This is a genomic window from Pseudarthrobacter sp. efr-133-R2A-89 (assembly GCF_030209315.1).
Classification (GTDB): Bacteria; Actinomycetota; Actinomycetes; order Actinomycetales; family Micrococcaceae; genus Arthrobacter.
The window spans coordinates 286,897-308,322 of sequence record NZ_JARVSE010000004.1; the positions used below are offsets into that span (position 1 = coordinate 286,897).

Consider the following 21,426-nt stretch of genomic DNA (forward strand, 5'->3'; position numbering starts at 1 on the left):
CGCTAGTGGTGGAAGGCGGGCGTCTGCCCCTCCGAGGGCATGGGCGCAGTCAGTGCGTCCAGGTAGGCGACTTCTTTCTTGAGGTCGTCCAGGAAGCTTGCGGCGAGGTCGCGGGTGAAGCCGTTGCGGACCACGATCCGTTGCACTGTGGTGTCGCTGAGTCCGTCGGGCAGCGGGTAGGCCGGGACAAGCCATCCGTTCATCCGGAGCCGCTCGGACAGGTGGTGGAGGTTCCAGTTCTTGGTGTGGCCTTCGGTGAGTTGCCAGGCAAAAACCGGGATGTCGGAGCCGTCACTCCACAGGGTGAAGGCGTCCATGGCGCCGATCTCCCGGGAGAGATACAGCGCGACGTCACGGGAGGTCGCCTGCACGGACTTGTAGCCGGCGAAGCCAAGCCGAAGGAACAGGTAGTACTGCAGCAGCACCTGGGCGCCGGGCCGGGAAAAGTTCAGGGCGAAGGTGGGCATGTCGCCGCCCAAGTAGCTGACATGGAAGATGAGGTCCTCGGGCAGCGCTTCCTCGTCCCGCCACACGATCCAGCCGAGGCCTGGATACACCAGCCCGTATTTGTGGCCGGAGGTGTTGATCGAGGCTACGCGCGGGAGCCGGAAGTCCCAGTCAAGCTCCGGCTGCAGGAAGGGCGCGATCATGGCTCCGGATGCACCGTCGACATGGATGGGGATGTCCAGGCCGCGGTTTGCCTGGATGCTGTCCAGGGCAGCGGAGATTCCCGCCACGGACTCGTACGAACCGGTGTACGTCACGCCCATGATGGCCACCACCCCAATGGTGTTCTCATCCACGTACTGCTCCAGGTCATGGCCGTCCAGCTTGGGGTGTTCCGCTGACACGGGAACGAAGCGCGCTTCCACTTCCCAGTAATTGCAGAACTTCTCCCAGCACACCTGGACGGCTGAGCTGAGCACGATGTTGGGTTTGTCCGTCGGCTGTCCCGCGGCACGCCGACGATGCTGCCACCGGCGCTTCAGGGCGAGGCCGCCGAGCATGCACGCTTCGGAGGAACCGATGGTGGAGGTACCAACGGTCTTCGCCGGATCCGGCGCGTTCCAGAGGTCCGCAAGCATCCGCCAGCACCGGGTTTCGATGAGCGCCGTCTGCGGGTACTCGTCCTTGTCGATCATGTTTTTGTCGAAGGTTTCCGCGTAGAGCTGTGAGGCCTCGCGTTCCATCCACGTCCCCACGAACGTTGCCAGGTTCAGCCGCGAGTTGCCGTCCAGCATCGCCTCGTCGTGGACCACCTGGTAAGCGGTGGAGGGCAGGGATTCGCCCTCGGGCATCGTGAAACGGGGAAAGAGGGTGGACTCACCCGCCCGGCTGAACAAAGGGTTCAGCTCAACGCTTGTTTCGGGCTCATGCTTCGGTGTCCGGTGTGACCTTGTCATTGCAGGGTTCCTTCGAGCTCGTGAACGCCGGGCAGTGCGGCTGGTGTCCACGTTACAAAGGAACGCCCGCCGCCGCTGTCCCCGCGGGCGCATGTCGCCCAAGCGGTGCGAATCAGCCCCATTCACCAAGCGGGCCGTGGTCCACCCTTGATGACCGGCAACTGGCCCGGGTGCCTCCTGGTCAGTTGCTGCCCAGCCGGAGCACGCGTTCATGCGCCAGCATGGCGGCACGGCCCGCCTTGTCGGCGGCACGGGCGGCCTGCTTGGCTTCGGCGTCCATGGCGGACAGGTTCCTGCGGACCTTCTCCAGCCGTTCCTCGGCGGCCTTCAGTCTCTCCCGGAGCATGACCGTCTCCTGCTGAAGTTCCGCGATCTCGGTTCGTGCCTCCTCGGCCTCCGCCTGCAGGTGCGCCGAACGCCGGGCGGCCTCTTCCTCGGCAGCCCGGGCCTCGGTGTGGGCAGCCTTGGCCCGTTCCAGCGCCGGGGGCGACGCCGGCCGGGGAGTCTGCCGCACGGCCTCAAGGCGGGGTTTGGCGGGCTTGGGCTCGGAGGTGCGTTGCGGCGTCGTCCGCGTCTTTGCTGTCGATGGGTCCGGTGCAGCCAGGGAAGGCGTTGGCCGGGGGGAGGACGGCACTGCGGGGAGCGTTCCGGGGAGCGCTACCGCTCCGGCCAGATCCACTTGGTTGACGCCATCGGCGGCCAGGACCTTCAGCAGGCGGCCGCTCGCAACGGCCGCGGCTGCCCCTTTATCTGCGGTCAGCGCCCGCAGCGTCTCCTCCACGTCCGCGGCCATGGGGCCGCTGATGGGGCGTCCCTGCTCCGCAGCGACAGCCCGTGCGGTGTCGACGGCGGCAGCCAGCAGGGTGCGGCGCTCGCGTGCCAGGGCCCGGAGGGCAGCGGCATCCAGCGATTCCTGCGCTGAGCGCATCCTTTCGCCAAGGGCGGCCAGGTCGGCCAGGACGCCAGGCCGTTGGCGGGCCAGCATGTTCACCGCCCACGCGGCCACGGATGGTTTCGCCAGCGCCCTGACCGCCGCCGCCAACTCCTTGTCCTGCCCCGCCGCCTCCTTGGCCGCGGCAGCCCGGGCCGCGATGAAACCGTCAAGATCCCCGGCATAGAGTCTGTCCGCAATGTCCGCCAGGGGTTCGTCTTCCATGCCGCCATCTTAGGCGCCGGCTCCTGCAGGTCCCGGGCCCTCCGGGGCCGGCCGGCCGAGTCCCACCGGACCGCCGTGCCCGGAGTCCCTGTTGCTCGTGGACGGGGAGGGGTATGTTGCTCGAATGGACGATTCATACCAGGTGATTGTGGTTGGCGGCGGTTTCGCCGGAAAGTCAGCAGCCGAGGAATTGGGCCGCAAGGGTATCCGGGTGCTGCTGCTGGACACGAACAACTACCAGCAGTTCCAGCCGCTGCTCTACCAGGTCGCCGCGTCCCAGATCGGCGTCTCCGCGGTCACCCGGCCGCTCCGCTCCGAATTCCGGCGCATCAACAGCGTGCGGGTCCTGACCGCGGAGGTGACAGCCATCGATGCTGCCAACCGCACTGTCACAACCCGTGATGGATCCAGTTACCGGGCCCGTGCCCTGGTGATCGCCACCGGCGCAGTACCCAATTTCTTCAACACTCCGGGCGCTGACGAACACGCCTACCCTCTGTACTCCGTAGCGGACGCCACCCGCCTCAGCGCGGCCATCACGGCAGTGCTGGATGAGGCAGACCGGGAGCCGAACGCCGGGGCCGACGTGATCGTGGTAGGAGGTGGACCCACTGGTGTGGAAACCGCGGGGGCGCTGGCCGAGAACGTCAGATACGTGGTGCCAAAGTACTTTTCGCCGGGGCTGGCCGCACGCTGCCACGTGCATTTGGTGGATATGGTTCCCAACGTGCTGGCCGCCTTCTCTGAGAAATCCCAGGCTTACGCGCGGGACCGACTGACCAAGCTTGGCGTCCAGTTGCACATGGGCCAGGCCGTGGGCGAGGTGAGGCCTGACGGTGTGACGCTCAAGGACGGGACGGTTATTCCTGCCAGGATCGTGGTGTGGGCCGGTGGACTCCAGGCGGGCCGGATCATCGCGGAGTCCGGGCTGCCGCAGGGCCGGGGCGGGCGCGTGGATGTCCAACCGGACCTGACGGTTTCCGGCTTCGAGGGCGTCTACGTGCTGGGTGACTCCGCCAACATCACCGATGCCGCCGGCGATAGATTGCCACAGCTCGGCTCGGTGGCCCAGCAGTCGGGCAAATGGGCTGCGCACAACATCCATGCCGACCTGACCGGCGGCACGCGGGAGCCGTTCCGCTACTGGGATAAGGGATACATGGCCATGGTGGGCCGGGGCGCCGCGGTGGCGGAGCTGGGGCGCCGGCGCCTGCAACTGCAGGGGCCGCTGGCGTTCGTGTCCTGGCTCGCGGTGCACCTTGCCCTGCTGCCCGGATTCCAGCAGAAAGTCCGGGCCCTGTTCTCGTGGGCGAATGGTTACCTCACGCACAGCCCGGCGCAGGTGGTGGTGGGGCGGCCGGACTAGGCGAGGGCCGCCGTCGTTATTCCGTGGTGAAGCCCAGGAGGCGGCCTGCGGTGGTCCAGCCGGACGCCTGGAAGCCGGCGGCTGCATCGGGATCAACCACCATGTGCAGGTTCGCGGCGCCATGCAGGAACGCTTCTTCAGCCATGGCCGCGAACAGTGCACGCGTGAAGACTTCTTTGTCCGGGCCCTCGGGGACTTCGAGGATGGTGACGGCGGCAGCTTCGTCCCGCACCTGGATGCGGCCCTTGGCCACCGGGTGGTCAAAGACAGTGATTTCGACGGCGTCGTAGCTGTCCATGGGTGCCAGGGCCACCTGGGAATTCTCGGGCAGGTCGATGCCGGTGTTCAGTTGCGCTGTCGGGGCGTTCAGCAGAATCCTCTCCGCCGCGGGGGAGAATCCAGGCGGGGAGGGTACCGGCGCTGCGGCTGCGGCGACGACCAGGGTCAGCAGCGCCCCGGGCCTGCCCACCGCCGTGCCGGCAAGCTCTTCCCAATCCGGGCCCTGCCAGCCTGCCACGTACTCCGCGCCCTCAGCGGGGGTACCGGGGGCAGCGTCCAGGATGAAACCGGCGCCGGCCGGTTCGGCGGAGCGGCCCTGCAAGTCGGCCCAGGCCGGGACCCAGCCGAGTGATGGGGCTTCGTGCTGTTCCGGCATTCGGGTTCCTAACGTCAGCGTGCAACCGTTGCCCGCGCGGCCCTGCCGGGCCGGTAGATGCGGGCGTCCCTGCCAACGTAACGGATCAGCGGTGGGGCCGCCAGCGCCTGTGGCGGCGGTGGTCAGGGCAGATGGGTAAAGGACATTCCTGCCGCCAGCAGTTTGTCGAGGGCGTGGGCCACGCCCTCAGCCGTTCCGCCGTTGGGGTGGTTGCCATGGCAGATCACCACATCCCCGGGCCTGGCCTTGCCGATTTCCTTGGCGACGACGGCGGCAGGGTAGGTGGCGCCGCCGTCGCCGTTGATGCTGAAGCCTGCAGGCCTGACACCCAGGGCGTGGAGGATGTCGGCGGCGACGTCGTCCATGTAGGCGGTGCCGGAGCGGAAGTAGCGGGGGCGGGCGCCGGTGATCCCCGCCAGCGACAGGTCGTTGGGCATGACCTCGTCATAGACTTCTCCGGCGTTCTTTGTCCCGGGGATCCCGTAGGCGTTGTTTCCGGTGGTGGACAACGGCTTGTGCGACGTTCCGTGGTTGGCCAGTTCGAACAGCGGGTCGGCCGCCAACTGCCGTGCCGTTGAGGGATTGGCGGTGATCCACCGCGAGTTCAGGAAGAGCGTGGCAGGAATGTGCCGCTGGCGCAGGGTGTCCAGCAGCGCCTGGTCATAGCCGCTGCCGCCGGGTCCGCCGCAGAAGTCGAAGGTCAGGGAGATGCCCTGTGAAGCGGCTGGAAGCCTTGTCAGGACGCCGGGCGCTTCCAGGCCCCAGTAGTGGGCCTGGTGCTTTCCGTAGGCGGCAACAATGTCGGCACGGGACGGCACGGACGGCATTGAGGCGGGGAGGGGAGAGGAATCGTCCGGGTTTATGTCGACAATCCGGGCCGGCGCGTGTGAGTGACCGCTTGACGGTTCCGTGACCGTTTCGGCAGCGTCAGCGGCCCGCCGCCGGTCGGGTTGGAGATCCGGCACGGCAGCTGAAAGTGTGAGCACCGCGGCCAGCAGGACGGTCCTGCGGCCGGGGCCTTTGCCGTCCTGGCTCATGTGGCGTGCGCCTTGTGGTTCCACGGTTAGTTACCCCGCAGGGACTTCAAACCGTCCCATGACTGATCCCCGTTGACCCTGAACCGGAGAGCGCTGGACGTGGCGGGGCAAGGCATTGCCGGCTGTGCGACGGCGCACGGAACTGCAGCCGGAACGAAGGGGGTCATGACGCGATGATACCGCGCCAGCCTTGACATTCCGTGAACACGGAACCGCGGCGGAGTGCCTGCGCGGGTAACCGTCGCAAAGCCCGGAGGAGGACCACAACATCCGGGTACCTGTCCTTGCCGGTGAATCACGGTGATGTGCAGGGAGCGTCCGCGTTCGCCGGGGCCGTCCACATTGAATCCGATGTCCACTACCGATAGAAAGACATTGTGAAGCAGAGTATTTTCGCCCGCGTCGCGCAGCTCGCGAAGGCCAACCTGAACGCCCTCCTGGACTCCGCCGAAGACCCACAGAAGATGCTGGACCAGATGGTTCGGGACTACTCGGAGAACATCCGTGAGGCCGAGGCAGCTGTTGCCCAGACCATCGGCAATCTCCGGATGGCCGAGGACGACTACGCCCGGGCCGTTGAGGACGCCGGCACCTGGGGTCGCAAGGCGGCGGCCGCGTCCCGGAAGGCGGACGAATTCCGGGCCGCGGGGAACAGCGTGGACGCTGACAAGTTCGACGCCCTTGCCAGGCTCGCCCTGCAGCGGCAGATGTCCGCTGAAGCGACAGCCAGGGCGCAGGCTCCTGCCCTGGCAGCGCAAAACGAGGTCGTCGACAAGCTCAAACAGGGGCTGGACCAGATGCGCGGCAAGCTCGGTGAGCTGACCGCCAAGCGCAACCAGCTCGTCAACCGGGCAAGGGTGGCTGCTGCGCAGTCGCAGGTCCACGACGCCCTCAAAGCCTTGGACGCGGGGGACCCAACTTCGGCGATCGGCCGCTACGAGCAGAGGATCCGCCGGCAGGAAGCTACGGTCCGCGGCCAGCAGGAACTCGCTGCATCATCCCTGGACGCACAGTTCGCCTCCCTCGAAGACATCGGGGAGCAGACCGAAGTGGAGGCACGGCTCGCGGCGCTCAAGTCCATGGACCGGAAAGCCATCGATAACTAGGTTGCCGCTACTAGGAGTTGTCGTCTTGGCACTGCTGCCGGCCTTCCGTTGGAACGCTAACGCCGGCGTCTAGGACGATTACCAGCACCAGTCGTCCTGCGAAGGATTTCTTTCTCGACCAAAGCGGACTGGACAAGGCCAGCCAGGCCGACCACGGCCCACAGGATCGTTTGCCACGCGCCATCCCACAGGAGGGACAACGCCAGCCAACAAACACCGATTACATGGCTGCTGGCTTTCATCCCGCGAAGGAGTTCCGTGGACCTTTTCGGGAAGCGGACAGCTCTCCGGACGTAGCCCTGAACGGCTTGGAGCATGGCGCCTCGTTCCGACGGTGGAATGCCTCCATCGTACTGACAGCCACCCAGGCAGGCGACGGGCCTGCCTTAGCGACAAAGGTCCTAAAGAGGTTAGGCGCGCGACGCGCTAAGCCACGTCGTCCAGCCCTCTCTTGCCAGGCAGGCGTCAATCTCAGTGATGCGCTACTCCGCGGGCATTTTCTGCCGACGTTTGTCGGCTTGGAGGATGCCGTCACGGACGGCGGCGCGGATGACGCCGTAGAGGAGGTAGAAGAAGACCGGTGCAAAAACCAGGGTTGGGGCTACGCTGTCGGGGTCAATCATCCCGCGTTTCCTTCCGGCCAGTACTTCTGGGCTCCGGCAGCGGCCTCTCGGAGCTGGGTGCCGTCGAGCGTGATGGACGATTCGGGAATGCCCATGCCGGTCCATTGGGCGACCAGGCGCAGGTCACCGGCCGGCGGCAGCGGCCACAGCCAGATGGTTCCCGACCCTGCCAGCTCGTCACCGCCCCCGCCGCCTCCCCGGTTCTGAAGATAGAGGACCGGTGATTCGGGGCGATAGGTCGAGTCCTCAGGCATGAATGGTGGTGTAATGCTGCCAGTGCTGGCCTTGGATCCGTCGGGGAACTGGACGCCGAAGAGCAGCTCCGTGCCTTCGCTCGCACTCATGGGGGAGTGCCTTGAATTGAAGAAAGTCGCGTGGGTGATGGCCCATTCCTGATCTGACTCGTCACCGCGCCGCAGCAACCAGGAGACGTCGATGAGACATCCAGTGGGATAAACGTTGGCACCCCTGGCGGCCAGGATACGGGTCGGACTCCGGTGCAGGAATTGGCCAATATGGACAACGGCCGGTAGTTCGTCGTCGGGCGCACCCGACCATTCCGGGCGGACAGGCTTCGGAGCCTTGGGCCATAAAGGTACGTCCGGGGAGGGAAAGTCCTGAAAGAAAGTCACGGTCATCCTTGATGTGCTGGCTTCGACCGACCAACGGAACAACGGCCACAGCCCCGTGGATCCCCCAATCCGTCCTGACCCGGCCCAGTCTAACGGCCAGGCCTATCGAGCCCACCTGCCCGTAGGATCTGCACGACCGCCACAACGGCAAAGGCAACGATGGCCAGCAGGGCCGTCACGCCAAGCGCTATGAACAGGACCGCTCCAGCGTCAACAATGTTCATGTTTACTTCCCGCCTCGCCTGGTTCGCCATCCGATGATCGCGGCCGAGAGCCAGAAGATGACGTATGCGATCCCGCCGATGACGAAAACCCAGTCAATACCGCTCCAACGGCCTCCATTAAGCCGGATCAGGGGCGGTGCGATGAGGCATACCCCCATGACGACGCCGAGCGCCTGGGCCCAGATGCTTCGAAAGTACGGGTCCGCCTGTATTTTCCCCATCCCGCAGTCTCCCACCGGGTCACGGGCCTGGCCAGTCACGGCATTGCTGGCCAGCGTCACACTGGCCCGGGTGTCGATCACTTGGGTGTGCATCCAGTCCCGGAGCGTGCGCTCCTTTGGTCGTCGGTCTCGTTGTGCCGGGGAACTCGTGGCCGACGGCCATGGCATGAAGGGTGTCCGGAGGCCGGGGTCCCCCTTAGACTCTCGCTCATGGGTACCCTGATGCGCGCCGAGGCGCCAGGCATCCGAGACCGGCGCGTAACACGATGATCCCGCTCGCGGTCGCCGCCTCCGCTGTATGGCTCGTCACGGCACTGTTCTGGCAAAGGTGGCGGTTCCCGGCGTTCAGGCGGCCGGGTCCGGCCGAGGAGAAATTCGCTCGCGTGAACCTGTCGGCCGTCGCTGCGCAAGGCTTCCTGGCCGTCGCCGGAACATTCGTTTCTGCTGTTACCGGCACCGGTCATCCTTTGCTAGGCGTCGCCGCGGCAATGTTCATGCTCGGAGCCGTCTATCTCTACCGGATCAAGCTGCCCAGCCCGAGTCTGTGGAGTTACGCGGGCGCGGGGCGCCACGCCGACGCGGACGCGCCGCGGCGTCCCACGTCACGGTGGCCCTACACAATCGCGTACACGATCGGCTACCTTTTGCTGCTTGCGTTCTTCGCGTCCCCGTAAACCGGATCGCCAACCGCCTAAGTCCATCGGTGCCTGCCCCCAAGTGGGCAGCCACCCGTTAACCAGCGAAAAACCCCGGAAACCCCTAAAACAAGGGGCTGTCCGGGGTTTATCCCGAGCTTCCTATCAGAATCGAACTGATGACCTTTTCATTACGAGTGAAACGCTCTACCGACTGAGCTAAGGAAGCACCGCACAAAATCCCGGGCTGAACCGGGCGCTTCATGCAAGAGTCAACTGTAATAGAGTCTCTGCGCCGCGGTCAAAATGGGACAGGCGGAAGCCGCTGAGGCCTTCAGCACACGGTGTTATCGGCCGGAACTTTGCCGCCCACCAGGTAGTTGTCCACCGAATCTTCGAGGCAACTGTTGGCCCGGCCATACGCGGTGTGACCCTCACCCTTCCAGGTGAGCAGCGAGGCGTTCCCCAGCTGTTTGCGCAGGGAGGCGGCCCAATCCACCGGGGTGGCAGGGTCGCCTGTGGTGCCGATGACCACGATCGGGGAGTTCCCCGAGTATTCCACGGCCTGCGGCGTCCGGACGTTCTTGTACGGCCAGTCAGCGCAGCTGGTCCCGCCGTAGGCGAAGAAGTAGCCAAAGGTGGGGGAGTCCTGTTCCAGTCGCTTCTCCTCCGCCCGCATGCCGGCGGTGTCCGAAACCATCGGGTAGTCAAGGCAGTTGATCGCGTTGAACGCGAACGTGGAATTGGACGTGTACGAGCCGTCGGTCGAACGGTCGGCGCTGATGTCGGCGAGGCGCAGCACCAGGCTCACATCCCCGTTCATGGCGGCCTCCAGCGCCTGGGTGAGGGCAGGCCAGCTCTGGTCGTTGTAGAGCGGGGTGATCAGGCCGCTGACGAACGTCGTCGCATTGACCAGGCGGCCGTCCTTGGCGGTGCGGGGGGTCTGCTGAACGGCGTCGATGAGGTCCCGGATCTGCTGCACGCCGGAGTCGACGCCACCGGTCAGCGGGCACTTGCCCTGCCGCTGGCAGCTGGCGACGTAGGTGTGTATGGCCTTCTCGAAAGCGCGGGCCTGGCCGCTGGTCAGGTCCTCGTTGCTGATGGAAGGGTCGAGGGCGCCGTCAAGGACCATCCGGCCCACGTTGTCCGGAAACAGTGAGGCGTAGGTGGAGCCGAGGAAAGTCCCGTACGAGTATCCGAGGTAATTCAGCTTGGTGTCATTGACCACCGCTCGGAGCACGTCCAGGTCCTTGGCTGCGCTGACGGTGTCGATGTGCGCCAGGACCGGGCCGGTTTGCGCCGCGCACTGGGCAGCGATCGCCTTGTTGTCCGCCAGCGCCGCCGCCAGCCCGGTGTCGGTTTCGAGGGCGTAGGTCTTGGCGCGTGCCGCGTCACGCTCCGCGTCGGTCATGCAGGTCACGGGAGCGGAACGCTTGACGCCGCGGGGATCGAAGCCCACGAGGTCGTAGGCATTGCGGACGGCCGCCGAGAAGTGCGTCGCTGCGGCGTCCTTCACGAAGTCATAGCCGGAAGCGCCCGGGCCGCCGGGATTGACCAGGAGGCTGCCCGTTTTCTTGCCGGTGCTGGGAGCCCGCAACGCCGCGATTTGGATGGTGTCGCCGGCCGGGTTGGCGTAGTCCATCGGGACGGTCACCTTGGCGCACTGGAATTCGCCTTCGCAGGGCTGCCAGACGACTTCCTGCGAGTAAAACTTCTCCAGCCCGGCGGGAGCGGACGCCACGATCGAGGGGTCGGCCTTGGCGGTGGCCGCCTCCGGCGGGGTTTTGTCCCCACCGTTGAGGAGGCTGCACGAGGCGAGGACCATGACCAGGGCCATGGCGCCCGCGGCGCGGACGGCGGCCAGCAAGGACCTGTGGCGTGCGGGCAGGGGGCGGGCAGTCATCGGGTCTCCTTGGAGGGCTGGATCAGGCTGGCCGCCATGGACTCGAGGGTCAGCAGCGGGGCAACGTTTGTGGTGGTGATGCGTTCGCGGGCTTTATTGATGGCATCCATCCGGGCAAGTGTGCCTTCCGGAGTGCTGCGGGCGGCGAACTCCTCCAGCTCACTCCTGAGCTCAACGTTGACCAGCTCCACGGCGTTCCCCAGCTGGATGATCAGCACGTCCCGGTAGAAGGACAGGAGGTCGGTGAGGGTCCGGTCCAAGGAATCTGTGATGGACCGCTTGGCCCGCCGCTTCTGGTCGTCCTCAAGCTGTTTCACCTGGCTGCGCATCGACGGGGGAAGCGTGCCGGACTCGGGCGCGCCGAGCGTTGCCAGGAGGGCTGCTTTTTCCGCGGCGTCGCGCTCCTCGTTGGAGCTGGTGGCCTCTGCCGTCGCGATCTTCACCAGCTTGTCCGCCATCATCACCGCCGCCGTGACGCCACGGAGACCGAGCGGGAACCGCACCGTCTCCAGGCGGCGTTCCCGGGCGGCGGAGTCCCGGGCCAGCCGGCGGGCAATCCCCACGTGGCTTTGCGCTGCCCGCGCCGCGCGTTCGGCGAGCTCAGGATCAACGCCGTCCCGCCTGACCAGCAGGGCTGCAACTTCCGAGGCAGGCGGCAGGCGCAAGGCAACACTGCGGCAGCGGGACCGGATGGTCACCAGGACGTCGGCCGGGGACGGTGCGCAGAGCATCCACACGGTGCGCGGGGTGGGTTCCTCGATGGCCTTCAGCAGCACGTTGGTGGTCCGCTCAGCCATCCGGTCGGCATCCTCCACCACGATGATCCGCCAACGCCCCGCGGACGGCCGGTTCCCCGCCGTTGCCACCAGTTCGCGGGCCTCATCAATGGTGATAGTGACCTTCTCCGTGCGGACGAAGGTCACGTCCGAGTGGGTTTCCCCGAGGATGGTGCGGCACGCTTGGCAACGGCCGCAGCCCCGCAGGCCCACGTCCTCCTGGTCGCAGTTCAGCGCGGCTGCGAAAGCCTTGGCTGCGTTGGAGCGCCCGGAGCCCGGCGGCCCGGTAAACAGCCAGGCGTGCGTCAGGCCTTCGCCGCTTGCCGCCTGGCGCAGTTGTTCGACGACGGCGGTTTGGCCCTGGAGGTCATCCCACACAGTCACGAGCCGCCACCGTCCGTCCCCTGCCGGGAGGACGACGCATTGGAAGGAGCCGGCCCGGCAAGCAGAGCGTCGACCCGGTCCCGGATTTGCGCCGCGAGTTCGTCCACCGGCAGTTCTGCGGGCAGGACCAGATACGCTCCGGGGCGGGCGGCAGCGAGGTCGAGGAAAGCCTTCCGAATCCTGGTGTGGAAGTCATCTGCCTCGGACTCCAATCGGTCCTCGGCCGCCTGGCCGGCAGTGCGGCGGCTGCGGCCAAGCCGCGGGTCGACGTCCAGGAGGACTGTCAGGTGGGGCTGCAGGCCCGAGGTGGCCCAGTCGTTGAGGGACTTGACGGCGTCCTGGCCGAGGTCGCGGCCCGCCCCCTGGTAGGCCACTGATGAGTCTATGTAGCGGTCGGTCAGCACGATTTCGCCGCGGCCGAGTGCCGGGCGGATGACCTGGGCAGCGTGGGCTGCCCGGGACGCAGCAAAAATCAGGGCCTCGGTATGGGCATCGATCTCGCCGTTGCCATGGTCCAGGACCAGCGAACGCAGCTTTTCGCCTACCGGGGTGCCGCCGGGTTCACGGGTGCGGCGCACGGTGTACCCCCGTGACTCCAGTTCAGCCGCAAGCCGGAATGCCTGCGTCGACTTGCCGGCGCCATCGCCACCTTCGAATGCGATGAACACGCCCGCCATTTGTTTGCTCACCTCCCAAGCCTACCGAGCCGGACCGACATTTCATGACCCGCCGCCGCACCCTGTGTGGACGGCCGGTGAACGCAAGGCGTCCATACGGCGGCACCCCTTTCAGGCGGATCCCGGCCGGACAGTACGCTGTTGAACATGAGTCTTTCCGAGCACCAGGCCGCGTCCCTTTCCCCCGAGACCGTAGTGGTCGCGGCCGGACGTCCGCCCCGGGAAAGGGACCAGCCGGTCAACCCGCCCATCACCTTGTCCTCCACCTACTTCGGCACCGGTCCGCTGGGCGACGGGGACCGGGGTTATGGCCGGTATTCGAACCCCACGTGGGATCCCTTCGAAGAGGCGCTGGGCCAGCTGGAAGGCTCCGCACTGCCGGGCCTGCTGTACGCATCAGGGCTGGCGGCCGTCAGCTCGGCGTTGTCCTTGATCCCGGCCGGGGGAGTGCTGGTGATGCCGGATCACAGCTACTCGGGCTCGCTGGTCATGGCCTCCGAACTTGCCCAGAAGGGCTTCATCGAGCTGCGCACCGTGGACATCGCCGATACCAATGCGGTCAAAGCTGCCCTCGCGCCAACCGGTCCCTCCGCCCGGGCCGCGGCCATGCTTTGGCTGGAAAGCCCCACCAACCCGATGTTGGGGATCGCGGACATGGCGGCTGTCGCCGAGGCCGCCCACGCCGCCGGAGCAATCGTCGTCACGGACAACACCTTTTCCACCCCTTTGGTGCAGCAGCCCCTCGGGCTCGGGTCCGACGTCGTGCTCCACTCGGTGACCAAATACCTCGCCGGGCACTCCGACGTGGTCCTGGGGGCGCTTGTCACCTCCAACCCGGACATCCGGTCCGCCTTGCTGCACCACCGCATCATCCACGGCGCCATCGCCGGACCTTTCGAAGCCTGGCTGGCGCTGCGCGGACTGCGGACCCTTGCGCTGCGGGTGGAGCGGTCCCAAAGCTCCGCGATGCTGCTGGCGGAGCGCCTCGCGGCGCACCCCGCCATTGAATCCGTCCGCTTCCCGGGCCTCCCGTCGGACCCCGGCCATGTACGGGCCACGGCCCAGATGAAGGGCTTCGGCTCCATCATCTGCATCCAGGTGGCGGCGGCCGCGGGCCTGGGCGGTGCCGACGCTGCGGACAAGGTGGTGGAGGCCCTCGCATTGTGGCTCCCCGCCACGTCACTGGGCGGCGTCGAGTCACTGATTGAACGCCGTCGCAGGCACGCAGCGGAACCTGCCAGCGTGCCGGACAACCTGGTTCGCCTCAGCGTGGGGGTCGAAAACGTGGAGGATCTCTGGGCGGACCTGAAGCAGGCGCTGGACACGCTGGGCGGCTAGGCTGGGTTCGTGGACGGTGAACTGATTATTCGGCCTGTAGAGCAGGCAGTGTTCTTTATCCTTGGCCTGGTGGCCCTGGGACTGGAATTGTGGGCGCTGGTGGACTGTGCCCGGCACCGCGCCAACGCCTTCGAGGCGACTGGCAAGCGGACCAAGGCCTTCTGGCTCGCGCTGACCGGCGGCGCCACACTGGTGGGCGTAATTTCGCTGTTCGGCGCCGGCGGCGGCATCGTCAGCACCCTTGGCCTGTTTGGGCTCGCCGCGGTGGTGGCCGCCTCCGTCTATCTCGCCGATGTCCGCCCCGCCGTGAAGGACGCCGGCCGCGGCGGCAGCCGCAACGCGGGACCCTACGGCCCCTGGTAGCCAGGTTCCACGGCGTCCCAACCCACGGTTAGTTCGCCCAGCCGCCATCTGGCAGGTCCGTCATGGACCGGCCACCCGGCGTCGCGCAGGCTCCGGCACATGCCCACCCAGCGCTGCCTGCTGCCGAACGAGGCAAGGGGTGCGCATTCCAGCCAGGCCCGGTCCATCGCCAGCAGGAAGTCATGGACCGGTTCACCGGGAATATTCCGGTGGATGAGGGCCTTCGGCAGGCGCTCGGCCACCTCCGAGGGCAGGTCGAAACTGCCGAAGCGGACCGAAATGCTCAAGGACAGCGGCCGCTGCCGGTCAAGCGCAACCCATGTCACCCGGCGGCCCACTTCGTCGCACGTGCCGTCGATGAACAGGCCGCCCGGTGCCAACCGGTCCTGCACCAGGCGCCAGATTCCCGGCACGTCCGCTTCCTCGTACTGGCGCAGGACGTTGAAGGCCCGGACCAGGACCGGACGGCCGGTGACGGGAAGCTCGAAGCCGCCCACATGGAAGGTCAGTCCCGGACGCTGGAGCGGGATCGCCGCCCGCACGCGCCCGGGCTCGATTTCGATGCCGCACACGCGGACGTCCGCCCGCACTGCGGCGAGCCGTTCAAAAAGTTCGACGGCGGTGGCCGGGGTGGCGCCGTAGCCCAGGTCAACCACGAGGGGGTCATCCGCGGACCGCAGCCGCCACGCCTGCGGCCCCGTCAGCCAGCGGTCTACCCGCCTCATCCGGTTGGGGTTGGTGGTTCCCCGGGTGACGTTGCCTACCGGACGGCCCTGCCGGCCGGCAGACGACCTGCCGGAAAGTTGCGGGGAATTCACCCGTTCAGCCTTTTGAACCACGGCCCCAACACTATCCCCGCAGGCGTGGAAGCGGGCCCAAAGCGTGCCCGGCCGTGTAACGCTGGGCGGCCGGCAACACTGCTCGGCTAGGATGAAAATCATGACTTACAAGCTGATTCTGCTGCGCCACGGCCACAGCGAATGGAACGCCAAGAACCTGTTCACCGGCTGGGTGGACGTTGACCTGAACGACCAGGGCCGCGCGGAAGCAGCGCGGGGCGGTGAGCTGCTGGTGGAGAACAACATCCTCCCGGATGTGCTCTACACCTCCCTGCTGAAGCGGGCCATCAACACCGCCAACATCGCGCTGGACAAAGCCGACCGCGGCTGGATCCCGGTCAAGCGTGACTGGCGCCTGAACGAACGCCACTACGGCGCACTGCAGGGCAAGGACAAGGCCCAGACCCTGGCCGAATACGGCGAAGCGCAGTTCATGGAATGGCGCCGGTCCTACGACACTCCACCGCCGCCCCTGGATGACGACTCCGAATTCTCCCAGGCCCACGACCCCCGCTACGCCGGCCTCGGCGACGCCCTCCCGCGCACCGAGTGCCTCAAGGACGTCCTGGTGCGCCTGCTGCCCTACTGGGAGTCGGACATCAAGGAAGACCTCAAGGCAGGCAAGACCGTCCTGGTCACAGCCCACGGCAACTCGCTCCGTGCGCTGGTCAAGCACCTGGACGGCATCAGCGATGAGGCGATCGCCGGGCTGAACATCCCCACCGGCATTCCGCTGGTGTACGACCTCGATGACGACTTCAAGCCGGTCAAGCCCGGCGGAACCTACCTGGACCCCGAGGCCGCTGAGCAGGCCATCCTGGCCGTAGCCAACCAGGGCAAGAAGTAAGACTTCGCGGTTCTTCGCCGGGTGCTCGGTCGTTCCTCCCTTAGACGCACTCCGGCCGAAGAACGCGCTGCGTCAAATGTGAAACGACGACGGCGGGCTGGTCACCTGGGGTGGCCAGCCCGCCGTCGTTATCCGCTGGTTTAGCTGTGTTCAGTGGCGTTCGGCTGCCACGCGCCGGTGACCAGGTAGGTGACTTTCTGGGCGACGGAGACGCCGTGGTCCGCGAACCGCTCGAAGTAGCGGCTGGCGAGGGCCACGTCCACGGTGGTCGCCGGCGACTCGGTCCACTCAGGTGAGGCGATGGCCTTGAAGACGCTCAAGTGCAGGTCATTGATGGCGGTATTGGCCTTCAGGATGTCCCTGGCCACCTCGAGGTCGCGGCTCTCCAGCAGGACCGTCAACTTGTCGGCGATCTCCTGGTCCAGTTCGGCCATGCGGTTGAAGGTCGCGGTCATGGACTCCGGAATGACCATGGACGGGTACCGGAGGCGGGCCAGCTGGGCGATGTGGCGCGCGAGGTCGCCCATCCGCTCCAGGGAGGCACTCATCCGGAGCGAGCCCACGATCATGCGCAGGTCGCTCGCCACGGGACCCTGCAAAGCCAGGATGTCGATGGCCCGCTCATCGAGGCTGTTCTGCAGGAAGTCGATGCGCGCATCCGCCGCGATGACGTCCTGGGCGAGGTCCACGTCCGCGACCTGGAACGAAGTGGTGGCCTTGTCTATGGCTTCGCTGACCAGCCGGGAGATCTCCACCAGCTGGTCACCGACCTGGGTGAGCTCTTCCTGAAAAACCTTACGCACGTAGGCGTCCTTTCCTTGGAACTCCTGCCGGCCGCTCCAGGGCAGCAGGAATCGTGTCGCCATTGGGCGCTCTAACCATTAACTCTGTCATCGCCCGGTAAACGATTATGCCCATGGAGGTGAACGTTAGCTGAACCGTTCGCGCTAAGGGCTTGGAAGCGCCGGCGGCCCCCGGGCAAGAGCATAAAGTGGAGCTGTGGATCCTATGCTCATTGGTCTGGTTGCCGGCCTCGTCGGCCTGGCGCTTGGCACGTTCGGCGTGCTTGCGTTCCGGGTCAGCGAGAAGCAGCGCGAGCTGCTGGAGATCGACGCCGGGGAACCTGCGCTTCCGGACGGGGCAGCTGAGGTGTTGGCCGTCGTCGGACGTGCCTTCGTGGTCCTGGACGACGTCGACGGCGTTGTCCGCGCCAGCCCGGCAGCCTACGCCTACGGCCTGGTCCGCGGCCATACCGTGGTCCACAAGGAACTCCTGGACATGACGGCGGGCGTGCGGCGCGACGGCGTCATCCTGGAGAAGCAGCTGGAGCTCCCGCGCGGACCGCTGGGGCAGGGAACCATCATTGTCCAGGTCCGGGCCGCCATGCTGGGTGAGGAATACATCCTGCTCCTCGCCGATGACCGGACCGAGATCACCCGCACGGAAGAGATCCGCAACGACTTCGTCGCCAACGTCTCGCATGAACTGAAGACCCCCGTCGGCGCAATCTCCCTGCTGGCTGAGGCCCTCGAGTCTTCCGCGGACGACGAAGAAGCGGTCCGCCGGTTCGCCAAGCGGATGCACAAGGAATCAGCCCGCCTCGCCGCACTGGTCCAGGACATCATCGAGCTGTCCCGGCTGCAGGGCGCCAGCGTGACGCAGCAAGGCGGCCCCGTAGACATCAACGCGGTCATCGCCGAGGCCGTGGACCGGTCGCAGCTGCCCGCCGAGAGCAAGAACATCAGCATCGTCGTGGGCGGCCGCACCGAGGGAAAAGTCTTCGGCGACCAGGACCTTTTGGTCACCGCGCTGCGCAACCTCATCGACAACGCCATCCGCTATTCACCTGCCAACACCCGGGTGGGAATCGGCGTACGTTCCAGGGAAGGCCTGGTGTCCATCTCTGTGACCGACCAGGGGGACGGACTCACGCCCGAGGACCAGGAACGCGTCTTCGAACGCTTCTACCGCGTCGATGCCGCCCGTTCGCGCCAGACGGGCGGCACGGGCCTGGGCCTGAGCATCGTCAAGCATGTGGCCTCAAACCATGGCGGCGAGGTGACGCTCTGGTCCCAGCCGGGCCAAGGGTCGACCTTCACGCTGCGGCTTCCCGAGATGGAAGGACAGGACAGCGACCGTCTTGTCCCGGACGCACCGGCACCGTCGCCGGCGCGGCAGCCGGCCGGCCAGCCGGCACTCACCCAAGTACCCCGCGCCGCCGGCGCAACAGAACGAGGAGCTAGCGCTTGAGCAGGATTTTGATTGTGGAGGACGAGGAGTCATTCAGCGATCCCTTGTCCTATTTGCTGGGCAAGGAAGGGTTCGAGGTTGAGGTGGTGGACAACGGCCTCGACGCGATCACGGAATTCGACCGCAACGGCGCCGACCTGGTCCTGCTGGACCTGCAGCTGCCCGGCCTGTCCGGCACCGAGGTATGCCGCCAGCTCCGGCAGCGTTCCAGCGTTCCGGTGATCATGCTGACGGCCAAGGATTCGGAGATCGACAAAGTGGTGGGCCTGGAACTCGGCGCCGACGACTACGTCACCAAGCCCTATTCCTCCCGCGAACTGGTGGCCCGGGTCAGAGCGGTCCTGCGGCGCCAGGGCGAACCGGAGGAACTGATTTCCTCAACGGTCCAGGCCGGCCCGGTCCGGATGGACATCGAACGCCACGTGGTGAGCGTGGACGGCGAGCAGGTCCTGCTGCCGTTGAAGGAATTTGAACTCCTGGAGATGCTCCTGCGCAACTCGGGGCGTGTCCTCACCCGGGGGCAGCTGATTGACCGGGTCTGGGGGTCTGATTACGTTGGCGACACCAAAACCCTTGACGTCCACGTCAAACGCCTCCGCGGCAAGATCGAACCGGATCCCTCCGCACCCCGGTTCCTGGTCACCGTGCGCGGCCTCGGTTACAAGTTCGAACCCTAGGCTCCGGGCGGCCGAGGCTGCCCAGGCCAGTGCAACAGCAAAGGGAGGGCCAACCGGCCCTCCCTTTGCTGTACGTTTCGGGGTGCCCGCCGCAGCGGGCCCGCCGCTAGCGGCTGGTGGCTGTTGCCGTTGCGCTTGGCGTGGCGGTTGCCGTTGCGCTGGCGCCGGCGGACGACGACGGCGAAGCCGACGGGCTCGCGGTGGGCAGGTAGTCCTTGTATTCCTTCAAGGTGGCATCCAGGACCGGGACCTTGACCGTGCTGGTGACGTTGGTGCCGTTCTCGCTGATCTTGACGTCCACCAGCGAGCCAGGCTTTCCGCCGGTGGTGCTCAAGATGGCGGGATCGGTGTTTTCGTTCAGCAGCGTGTAGGAGTTTGCCTTCACCGGAACCTCGGTCTGGGAGCCCTTGGCGCCGTTGACCGTGAGCTTCACGTCCTTGGAAGAGGAGTTGTAGACCGCGCCGATCAGGCGGCCGGGTCCGTCTTCGCCGCTGGAAACGATGAGCATGTTCCGCAGCTGCAGCGGGCCGAGGTCTGCGCGGATGCCGTCCGAGGCGGAGTACTGGTGGCTGGTCTGCTGGGGCGTGATGTAACCGCAGCCCGCAGTCAGCAGGCTGACGCCAAGGGCAGCAGCCGTCAGTGCCAGTTTGCCGCGCTGGGCCCGGTTCATCGCAGTGGAACGCACGTCACGTACTCCTCGAGAAATTTGAAGTCTTTTGCAGCCATAGCCTATCCGCAAACGGGGTCAAACGAGGATTCGAGGCCGTCACATCGACTGTGGGAACGCTCACCTGATGCACTAATATCCTCATCCGTCAAGGGGGTTGAGGAGGTCGATTGGGCCGATTTTCCGCGTATTTTCGCGGTTCGGAGCCCTTTCTCCGGCCGGTCATATGCCTGAATCGTGATAAACTGGTCTGCGGGAAAGGGGAAATGTCCACATGGTATTTGAGGTCGGCGAGACAGTAGTTTACCCTCACCACGGTGCTGCGAAGATTGAAGAAATCAAGATGCGCACCATCAAGGGCGAAGAGAAGATGTATCTCAAGCTCAAGGTGGCTCAGGGTGATCTGACCATTGAAGTTCCAGCAGAAAACGTAGATCTTGTTGGGGTTCGGGACGTAGTGGGCAAGGAAGGCCTGGAGCACGTGTTCGATGTGCTTCGTGCCGAGTTCACCGAAGAACCCACCAACTGGTCACGCAGGTACAAGGCAAATCTGGAGAAGCTTGCTTCCGGTGACGTCATCAAGGTGGCAGAGGTCGTTCGCGACCTGTGGCGCCGGGATCACGACCGGGGCCTTTCCGCAGGCGAAAAGCGAATGCTGGCCAAGGCCCGCCAAATTCTGATTTCAGAGTTGGCGCTGGCTGAAAAGACCGACGAGGAGAAGGCAGCAAGCGTTCTCGACGAGGTCCTGGCTTCCTAAGAATTTAGCCCCGGCAGCACCCAAGTGCCGCCGGGGCTTCTTTTTGCCCGAAACCGGGCACCGGCCCGGGCATGTCGCGGCCGCCACGGCGTCGTAGGCTAGTCCGCATGAGTGATTCAAAGCCCCTGGTCACGGGAGTCATCGTGGTGGCCGCCGGTTCCGGGCAACGGCTCGGCTACGGGATGCCCAAGGCGGCTGTCCCGCTCGGTGGCGAACCGATCCTGATGCATGCCTTGCGGGGTATCGTCGCCTCCGGTGTTGCGAGCCAGGTCTGCGTGGTGCTGCCCGCAGGAGACGAGGGCCTGCGCCGCCTCTGCGGCGGTTTCCGGGACGAATTGGCCGACGGCGGCCCCCTCCTCACCCTTGTGGATGGCGGCGCCACCCGGGCTGACTCCGTCCGCGCCGGCGTGGCTGCCCTGATGGACGGCACGGAAGCGGTCCTGGTCCATGATGCCGCCAGGGCACTGACGCCCGAGTCCGTCTTCCACCGCGTAGCGGAAGCCCTTGCCGCCGGCGCTGCCGCCGTCATTCCCGTTCTCCCCGTCGTGGACACCATCAAGACCGTTGCAGCCACCTCAGGAGAGGGCAGCGTGTTCGCCCCGGAGGTGGTCACGGGAACGGCCCGGCGCGAGGAACTGCGGGCCGTTCAGACACCCCAGGGATTCACCCTCGACACGCTGGTGCAGGCGCACCGGTCCGCCGAGGGACTGGACCGGCAGCAGTCGGCGGCCGTCACCGATGACGCCATGCTCGTGGAGATGCTGGGGACGCCGGTCTACGCTGTCCGCGGCTCAACCCAGTCCCTGAAGATCACCACGCCGCTTGACCTGATCTTCGCCGAAGGGCTCCTTGAGGGCCCGCTTGGCGCCCGGTGGGTGGAAGGGTGAGCG

Annotated in this window: 24 protein-coding genes and 1 tRNA gene; 10 read left to right on the forward strand and 15 right to left on the reverse strand. The window is 66.3% G+C overall.

Annotation, left to right across the window (positions count from 1 at the left end; all coding sequences use genetic code 11):
* Positions 1 to 2: 2 nt before the first annotated feature.
* Both gad and QRM95_RS08990 read right to left on the reverse strand, forming a co-directional pair.
* A complete protein-coding gene (gad, locus tag QRM95_RS08985; protein WP_285247441.1) occupies positions 3 to 1,403 on the reverse strand; it encodes a glutamate decarboxylase in 1,401 nt (466 codons plus the stop codon).
* A gap of 181 nt (positions 1,404 to 1,584) precedes the next feature.
* Positions 1,585 to 2,559 (reverse strand): hypothetical protein, encoded by a 975-nt coding sequence (locus QRM95_RS08990; protein WP_285247442.1) that lies wholly within the window; start codon positions 2,557 to 2,559, stop codon positions 1,585 to 1,587.
* A 124-nt stretch (positions 2,560 to 2,683) separates the two neighbouring features.
* Between QRM95_RS08990 and QRM95_RS08995 the strand changes: the two genes are divergently transcribed.
* The gene (locus QRM95_RS08995) at positions 2,684 to 3,925 is read left to right on the forward strand and encodes an NAD(P)/FAD-dependent oxidoreductase (RefSeq protein WP_285247443.1); all 1,242 of its coding nucleotides are present in this window, start codon (positions 2,684 to 2,686) and stop codon (positions 3,923 to 3,925) included.
* Between the two features lie 16 nt (positions 3,926 to 3,941).
* Here the strand turns inward: QRM95_RS08995 and QRM95_RS09000 are convergent, their stop codons facing one another.
* Complete coding sequence (locus QRM95_RS09000) at positions 3,942 to 4,580, reverse strand: hypothetical protein (RefSeq protein ID WP_285247444.1); 639 nt, start codon at positions 4,578 to 4,580, stop codon at positions 3,942 to 3,944.
* Positions 4,581 to 4,702: 122 nt separating this feature from the next.
* Positions 4,703 to 5,617: a polysaccharide deacetylase family protein gene (locus tag QRM95_RS09005; RefSeq protein WP_285247445.1), complete on the reverse strand. Its 915-nt coding sequence runs from the start codon at positions 5,615 to 5,617 to the stop codon at positions 4,703 to 4,705.
* 374 nt (positions 5,618 to 5,991) lie between these two features.
* Here QRM95_RS09005 and QRM95_RS09010 point away from each other — a divergent pair, with 374 nt between their 5' ends.
* Positions 5,992 to 6,723 (forward strand): PspA/IM30 family protein, encoded by a 732-nt coding sequence (locus QRM95_RS09010; RefSeq protein WP_285247475.1) that lies wholly within the window; start codon positions 5,992 to 5,994, stop codon positions 6,721 to 6,723.
* Positions 6,724 to 7,205: 482 nt separating this feature from the next.
* Here the strand turns inward: QRM95_RS09010 and QRM95_RS09015 are convergent, their stop codons facing one another.
* The 4 genes from QRM95_RS09015 to QRM95_RS09030 form a co-directional block, all read right to left on the reverse strand.
* Complete coding sequence (locus tag QRM95_RS09015; protein ID WP_285247446.1) at positions 7,206 to 7,346, reverse strand: hypothetical protein; 141 nt, start codon at positions 7,344 to 7,346, stop codon at positions 7,206 to 7,208.
* Entirely contained in the window at positions 7,343 to 7,690 is a 348-nt protein-coding gene (locus QRM95_RS09020; RefSeq protein ID WP_285247447.1) for a hypothetical protein, read from the reverse strand. The genes QRM95_RS09015 and QRM95_RS09020 overlap by 4 nt, the downstream gene beginning before the upstream one ends.
* Positions 7,691 to 8,067: 377 nt before the next feature.
* On the reverse strand, positions 8,068 to 8,202 hold the full coding sequence (locus QRM95_RS09025; protein WP_285247448.1) for a hypothetical protein: 135 nt from the start codon (positions 8,200 to 8,202) through the stop codon (positions 8,068 to 8,070).
* Positions 8,203 to 8,204: 2 nt separating this feature from the next.
* Positions 8,205 to 8,516 (reverse strand): hypothetical protein, encoded by a 312-nt coding sequence (locus QRM95_RS09030; protein ID WP_285247449.1) that lies wholly within the window; start codon positions 8,514 to 8,516, stop codon positions 8,205 to 8,207.
* Positions 8,517 to 8,689: 173 nt separating this feature from the next.
* Between QRM95_RS09030 and QRM95_RS09035 the strand changes: the two genes are divergently transcribed.
* Entirely contained in the window at positions 8,690 to 9,097 is a 408-nt protein-coding gene (locus QRM95_RS09035) for a hypothetical protein (RefSeq protein WP_285247450.1), read from the forward strand.
* 117 nt (positions 9,098 to 9,214) lie between these two features.
* Here the strand turns inward: QRM95_RS09035 and QRM95_RS09040 are convergent.
* The 4 genes from QRM95_RS09040 to tmk all read right to left on the reverse strand — a co-directional run bounded on the left by QRM95_RS09040 (position 9,215) and on the right by tmk (position 12,810).
* Positions 9,215 to 9,287 (reverse strand) — tRNA-Thr (locus tag QRM95_RS09040).
* Positions 9,288 to 9,392: 105 nt separating this feature from the next.
* Entirely contained in the window at positions 9,393 to 10,961 is a 1,569-nt protein-coding gene (locus QRM95_RS09045; RefSeq protein WP_285247451.1) for an alpha/beta hydrolase, read from the reverse strand.
* The gene (locus tag QRM95_RS09050) at positions 10,958 to 12,121 is read right to left on the reverse strand and encodes a DNA polymerase III subunit delta' (protein WP_285247452.1); all 1,164 of its coding nucleotides are present in this window, start codon (positions 12,119 to 12,121) and stop codon (positions 10,958 to 10,960) included. The genes QRM95_RS09045 and QRM95_RS09050 overlap by 4 nt, the downstream gene beginning before the upstream one ends.
* The gene (gene tmk, locus QRM95_RS09055; protein WP_285247453.1) at positions 12,118 to 12,810 is read right to left on the reverse strand and encodes a dTMP kinase; all 693 of its coding nucleotides are present in this window, start codon (positions 12,808 to 12,810) and stop codon (positions 12,118 to 12,120) included. The genes QRM95_RS09050 and tmk overlap by 4 nt, the downstream gene beginning before the upstream one ends.
* Before the next feature lie 135 nt (positions 12,811 to 12,945).
* Between tmk and QRM95_RS09060 the strand changes: the two genes are divergently transcribed.
* A complete protein-coding gene (locus QRM95_RS09060; protein WP_285247454.1) occupies positions 12,946 to 14,136 on the forward strand; it encodes a trans-sulfuration enzyme family protein in 1,191 nt (396 codons plus the stop codon).
* A 9-nt stretch (positions 14,137 to 14,145) separates the two neighbouring features.
* On the forward strand, positions 14,146 to 14,499 hold the full coding sequence (locus QRM95_RS09065) for a DUF2516 family protein (RefSeq protein ID WP_285247455.1): 354 nt from the start codon (positions 14,146 to 14,148) through the stop codon (positions 14,497 to 14,499).
* Here QRM95_RS09065 and QRM95_RS09070 read toward each other — a convergent pair.
* Complete coding sequence (locus QRM95_RS09070; RefSeq protein ID WP_502934951.1) at positions 14,484 to 15,338, reverse strand: class I SAM-dependent methyltransferase; 855 nt, start codon at positions 15,336 to 15,338, stop codon at positions 14,484 to 14,486. The two genes, QRM95_RS09065 and QRM95_RS09070, sit on opposite strands and share 16 nt — an antisense overlap.
* Before the next feature lie 100 nt (positions 15,339 to 15,438).
* On the opposite strand from QRM95_RS09070, the gene QRM95_RS09075 reads away from it, so the two are divergent.
* The gene (locus tag QRM95_RS09075) at positions 15,439 to 16,185 is read left to right on the forward strand and encodes a phosphoglyceromutase (RefSeq protein ID WP_018762316.1); all 747 of its coding nucleotides are present in this window, start codon (positions 15,439 to 15,441) and stop codon (positions 16,183 to 16,185) included.
* A 140-nt stretch (positions 16,186 to 16,325) separates the two neighbouring features.
* Here QRM95_RS09075 and phoU read toward each other — a convergent pair whose 3' ends face one another.
* On the reverse strand, positions 16,326 to 16,988 hold the full coding sequence (gene phoU, locus QRM95_RS09080) for a phosphate signaling complex protein PhoU (protein ID WP_285245793.1): 663 nt from the start codon (positions 16,986 to 16,988) through the stop codon (positions 16,326 to 16,328).
* A 205-nt stretch (positions 16,989 to 17,193) separates the two neighbouring features.
* Here phoU and QRM95_RS09085 point away from each other — a divergent pair, with 205 nt between their 5' ends.
* Entirely contained in the window at positions 17,194 to 18,435 is a 1,242-nt protein-coding gene (locus QRM95_RS09085) for a sensor histidine kinase (RefSeq protein WP_285247476.1), read from the forward strand.
* A complete protein-coding gene (locus QRM95_RS09090; RefSeq protein WP_026264738.1) occupies positions 18,432 to 19,112 on the forward strand; it encodes a response regulator in 681 nt (226 codons plus the stop codon). Before QRM95_RS09085 ends, QRM95_RS09090 begins: the two co-directional genes overlap by 4 nt.
* A 106-nt stretch (positions 19,113 to 19,218) precedes the next feature.
* Here QRM95_RS09090 and QRM95_RS09095 read toward each other — a convergent pair whose 3' ends face one another.
* Positions 19,219 to 19,782 carry a hypothetical protein gene (locus tag QRM95_RS09095; protein WP_285247477.1) on the reverse strand — a complete coding sequence of 188 codons (564 nt, stop codon included), beginning with the start codon at positions 19,780 to 19,782 and terminating at the stop codon, positions 19,219 to 19,221.
* A 271-nt stretch (positions 19,783 to 20,053) separates the two neighbouring features.
* Here QRM95_RS09095 and QRM95_RS09100 point away from each other — a divergent pair, with 271 nt between their 5' ends.
* The gene (locus QRM95_RS09100; RefSeq protein WP_011690592.1) at positions 20,054 to 20,536 is read left to right on the forward strand and encodes a CarD family transcriptional regulator; all 483 of its coding nucleotides are present in this window, start codon (positions 20,054 to 20,056) and stop codon (positions 20,534 to 20,536) included.
* Positions 20,537 to 20,643: 107 nt separating this feature from the next.
* Positions 20,644 to 21,423 (forward strand): 2-C-methyl-D-erythritol 4-phosphate cytidylyltransferase, encoded by a 780-nt coding sequence (gene ispD, locus QRM95_RS09105; RefSeq protein ID WP_285247457.1) that lies wholly within the window; start codon positions 20,644 to 20,646, stop codon positions 21,421 to 21,423.
* Positions 21,424 to 21,426: the final 3 nt, after the last annotated feature.

What these genes read in the sequence shown, in the direction of transcription:
- QRM95_RS09030 (WP_285247449.1), bottom strand. Translation starts at nt 8,516, where the DNA reads ATGCACACCCAAGTGATCGACACCCGGGCCAGTGTGACGCTGGCCAGC.
- QRM95_RS09000 (WP_285247444.1), bottom strand. Translation starts at nt 4,580, where the DNA reads ATGCCGGAACAGCACGAAGCCCCATCACTCGGCTGGGTCCCGGCCTGG.
- QRM95_RS09085 (WP_285247476.1), top strand. Translation starts at nt 17,194, where the DNA reads ATGCTCATTGGTCTGGTTGCCGGCCTCGTCGGCCTGGCGCTTGGCACG.
- QRM95_RS09015 (WP_285247446.1), bottom strand. Translation starts at nt 7,346, where the DNA reads ATGATTGACCCCGACAGCGTAGCCCCAACCCTGGTTTTTGCACCGGTC.
- gad (WP_285247441.1), bottom strand. Translation starts at nt 1,403, where the DNA reads ATGACAAGGTCACACCGGACACCGAAGCATGAGCCCGAAACAAGCGTT.
- QRM95_RS09095 (WP_285247477.1), bottom strand. Translation starts at nt 19,782, where the DNA reads ATGAACCGGGCCCAGCGCGGCAAACTGGCACTGACGGCTGCTGCCCTT.
- QRM95_RS09005 (WP_285247445.1), bottom strand. Translation starts at nt 5,617, where the DNA reads ATGAGCCAGGACGGCAAAGGCCCCGGCCGCAGGACCGTCCTGCTGGCC.
- QRM95_RS09025 (WP_285247448.1), bottom strand. Translation starts at nt 8,202, where the DNA reads ATGAACATTGTTGACGCTGGAGCGGTCCTGTTCATAGCGCTTGGCGTG.
- QRM95_RS08995 (WP_285247443.1), top strand. Translation starts at nt 2,684, where the DNA reads ATGGACGATTCATACCAGGTGATTGTGGTTGGCGGCGGTTTCGCCGGA.
- QRM95_RS09100 (WP_011690592.1), top strand. Translation starts at nt 20,054, where the DNA reads ATGGTATTTGAGGTCGGCGAGACAGTAGTTTACCCTCACCACGGTGCT.
- QRM95_RS09020 (WP_285247447.1), bottom strand. Translation starts at nt 7,690, where the DNA reads ATGAGTGCGAGCGAAGGCACGGAGCTGCTCTTCGGCGTCCAGTTCCCC.
- QRM95_RS08990 (WP_285247442.1), bottom strand. Translation starts at nt 2,559, where the DNA reads ATGGAAGACGAACCCCTGGCGGACATTGCGGACAGACTCTATGCCGGG.
- QRM95_RS09045 (WP_285247451.1), bottom strand. Translation starts at nt 10,961, where the DNA reads ATGACTGCCCGCCCCCTGCCCGCACGCCACAGGTCCTTGCTGGCCGCC.
- QRM95_RS09060 (WP_285247454.1), top strand. Translation starts at nt 12,946, where the DNA reads ATGAGTCTTTCCGAGCACCAGGCCGCGTCCCTTTCCCCCGAGACCGTA.
- QRM95_RS09035 (WP_285247450.1), top strand. Translation starts at nt 8,690, where the DNA reads ATGATCCCGCTCGCGGTCGCCGCCTCCGCTGTATGGCTCGTCACGGCA.
- ispD (WP_285247457.1), top strand. Translation starts at nt 20,644, where the DNA reads ATGAGTGATTCAAAGCCCCTGGTCACGGGAGTCATCGTGGTGGCCGCC.
- QRM95_RS09075 (WP_018762316.1), top strand. Translation starts at nt 15,439, where the DNA reads ATGACTTACAAGCTGATTCTGCTGCGCCACGGCCACAGCGAATGGAAC.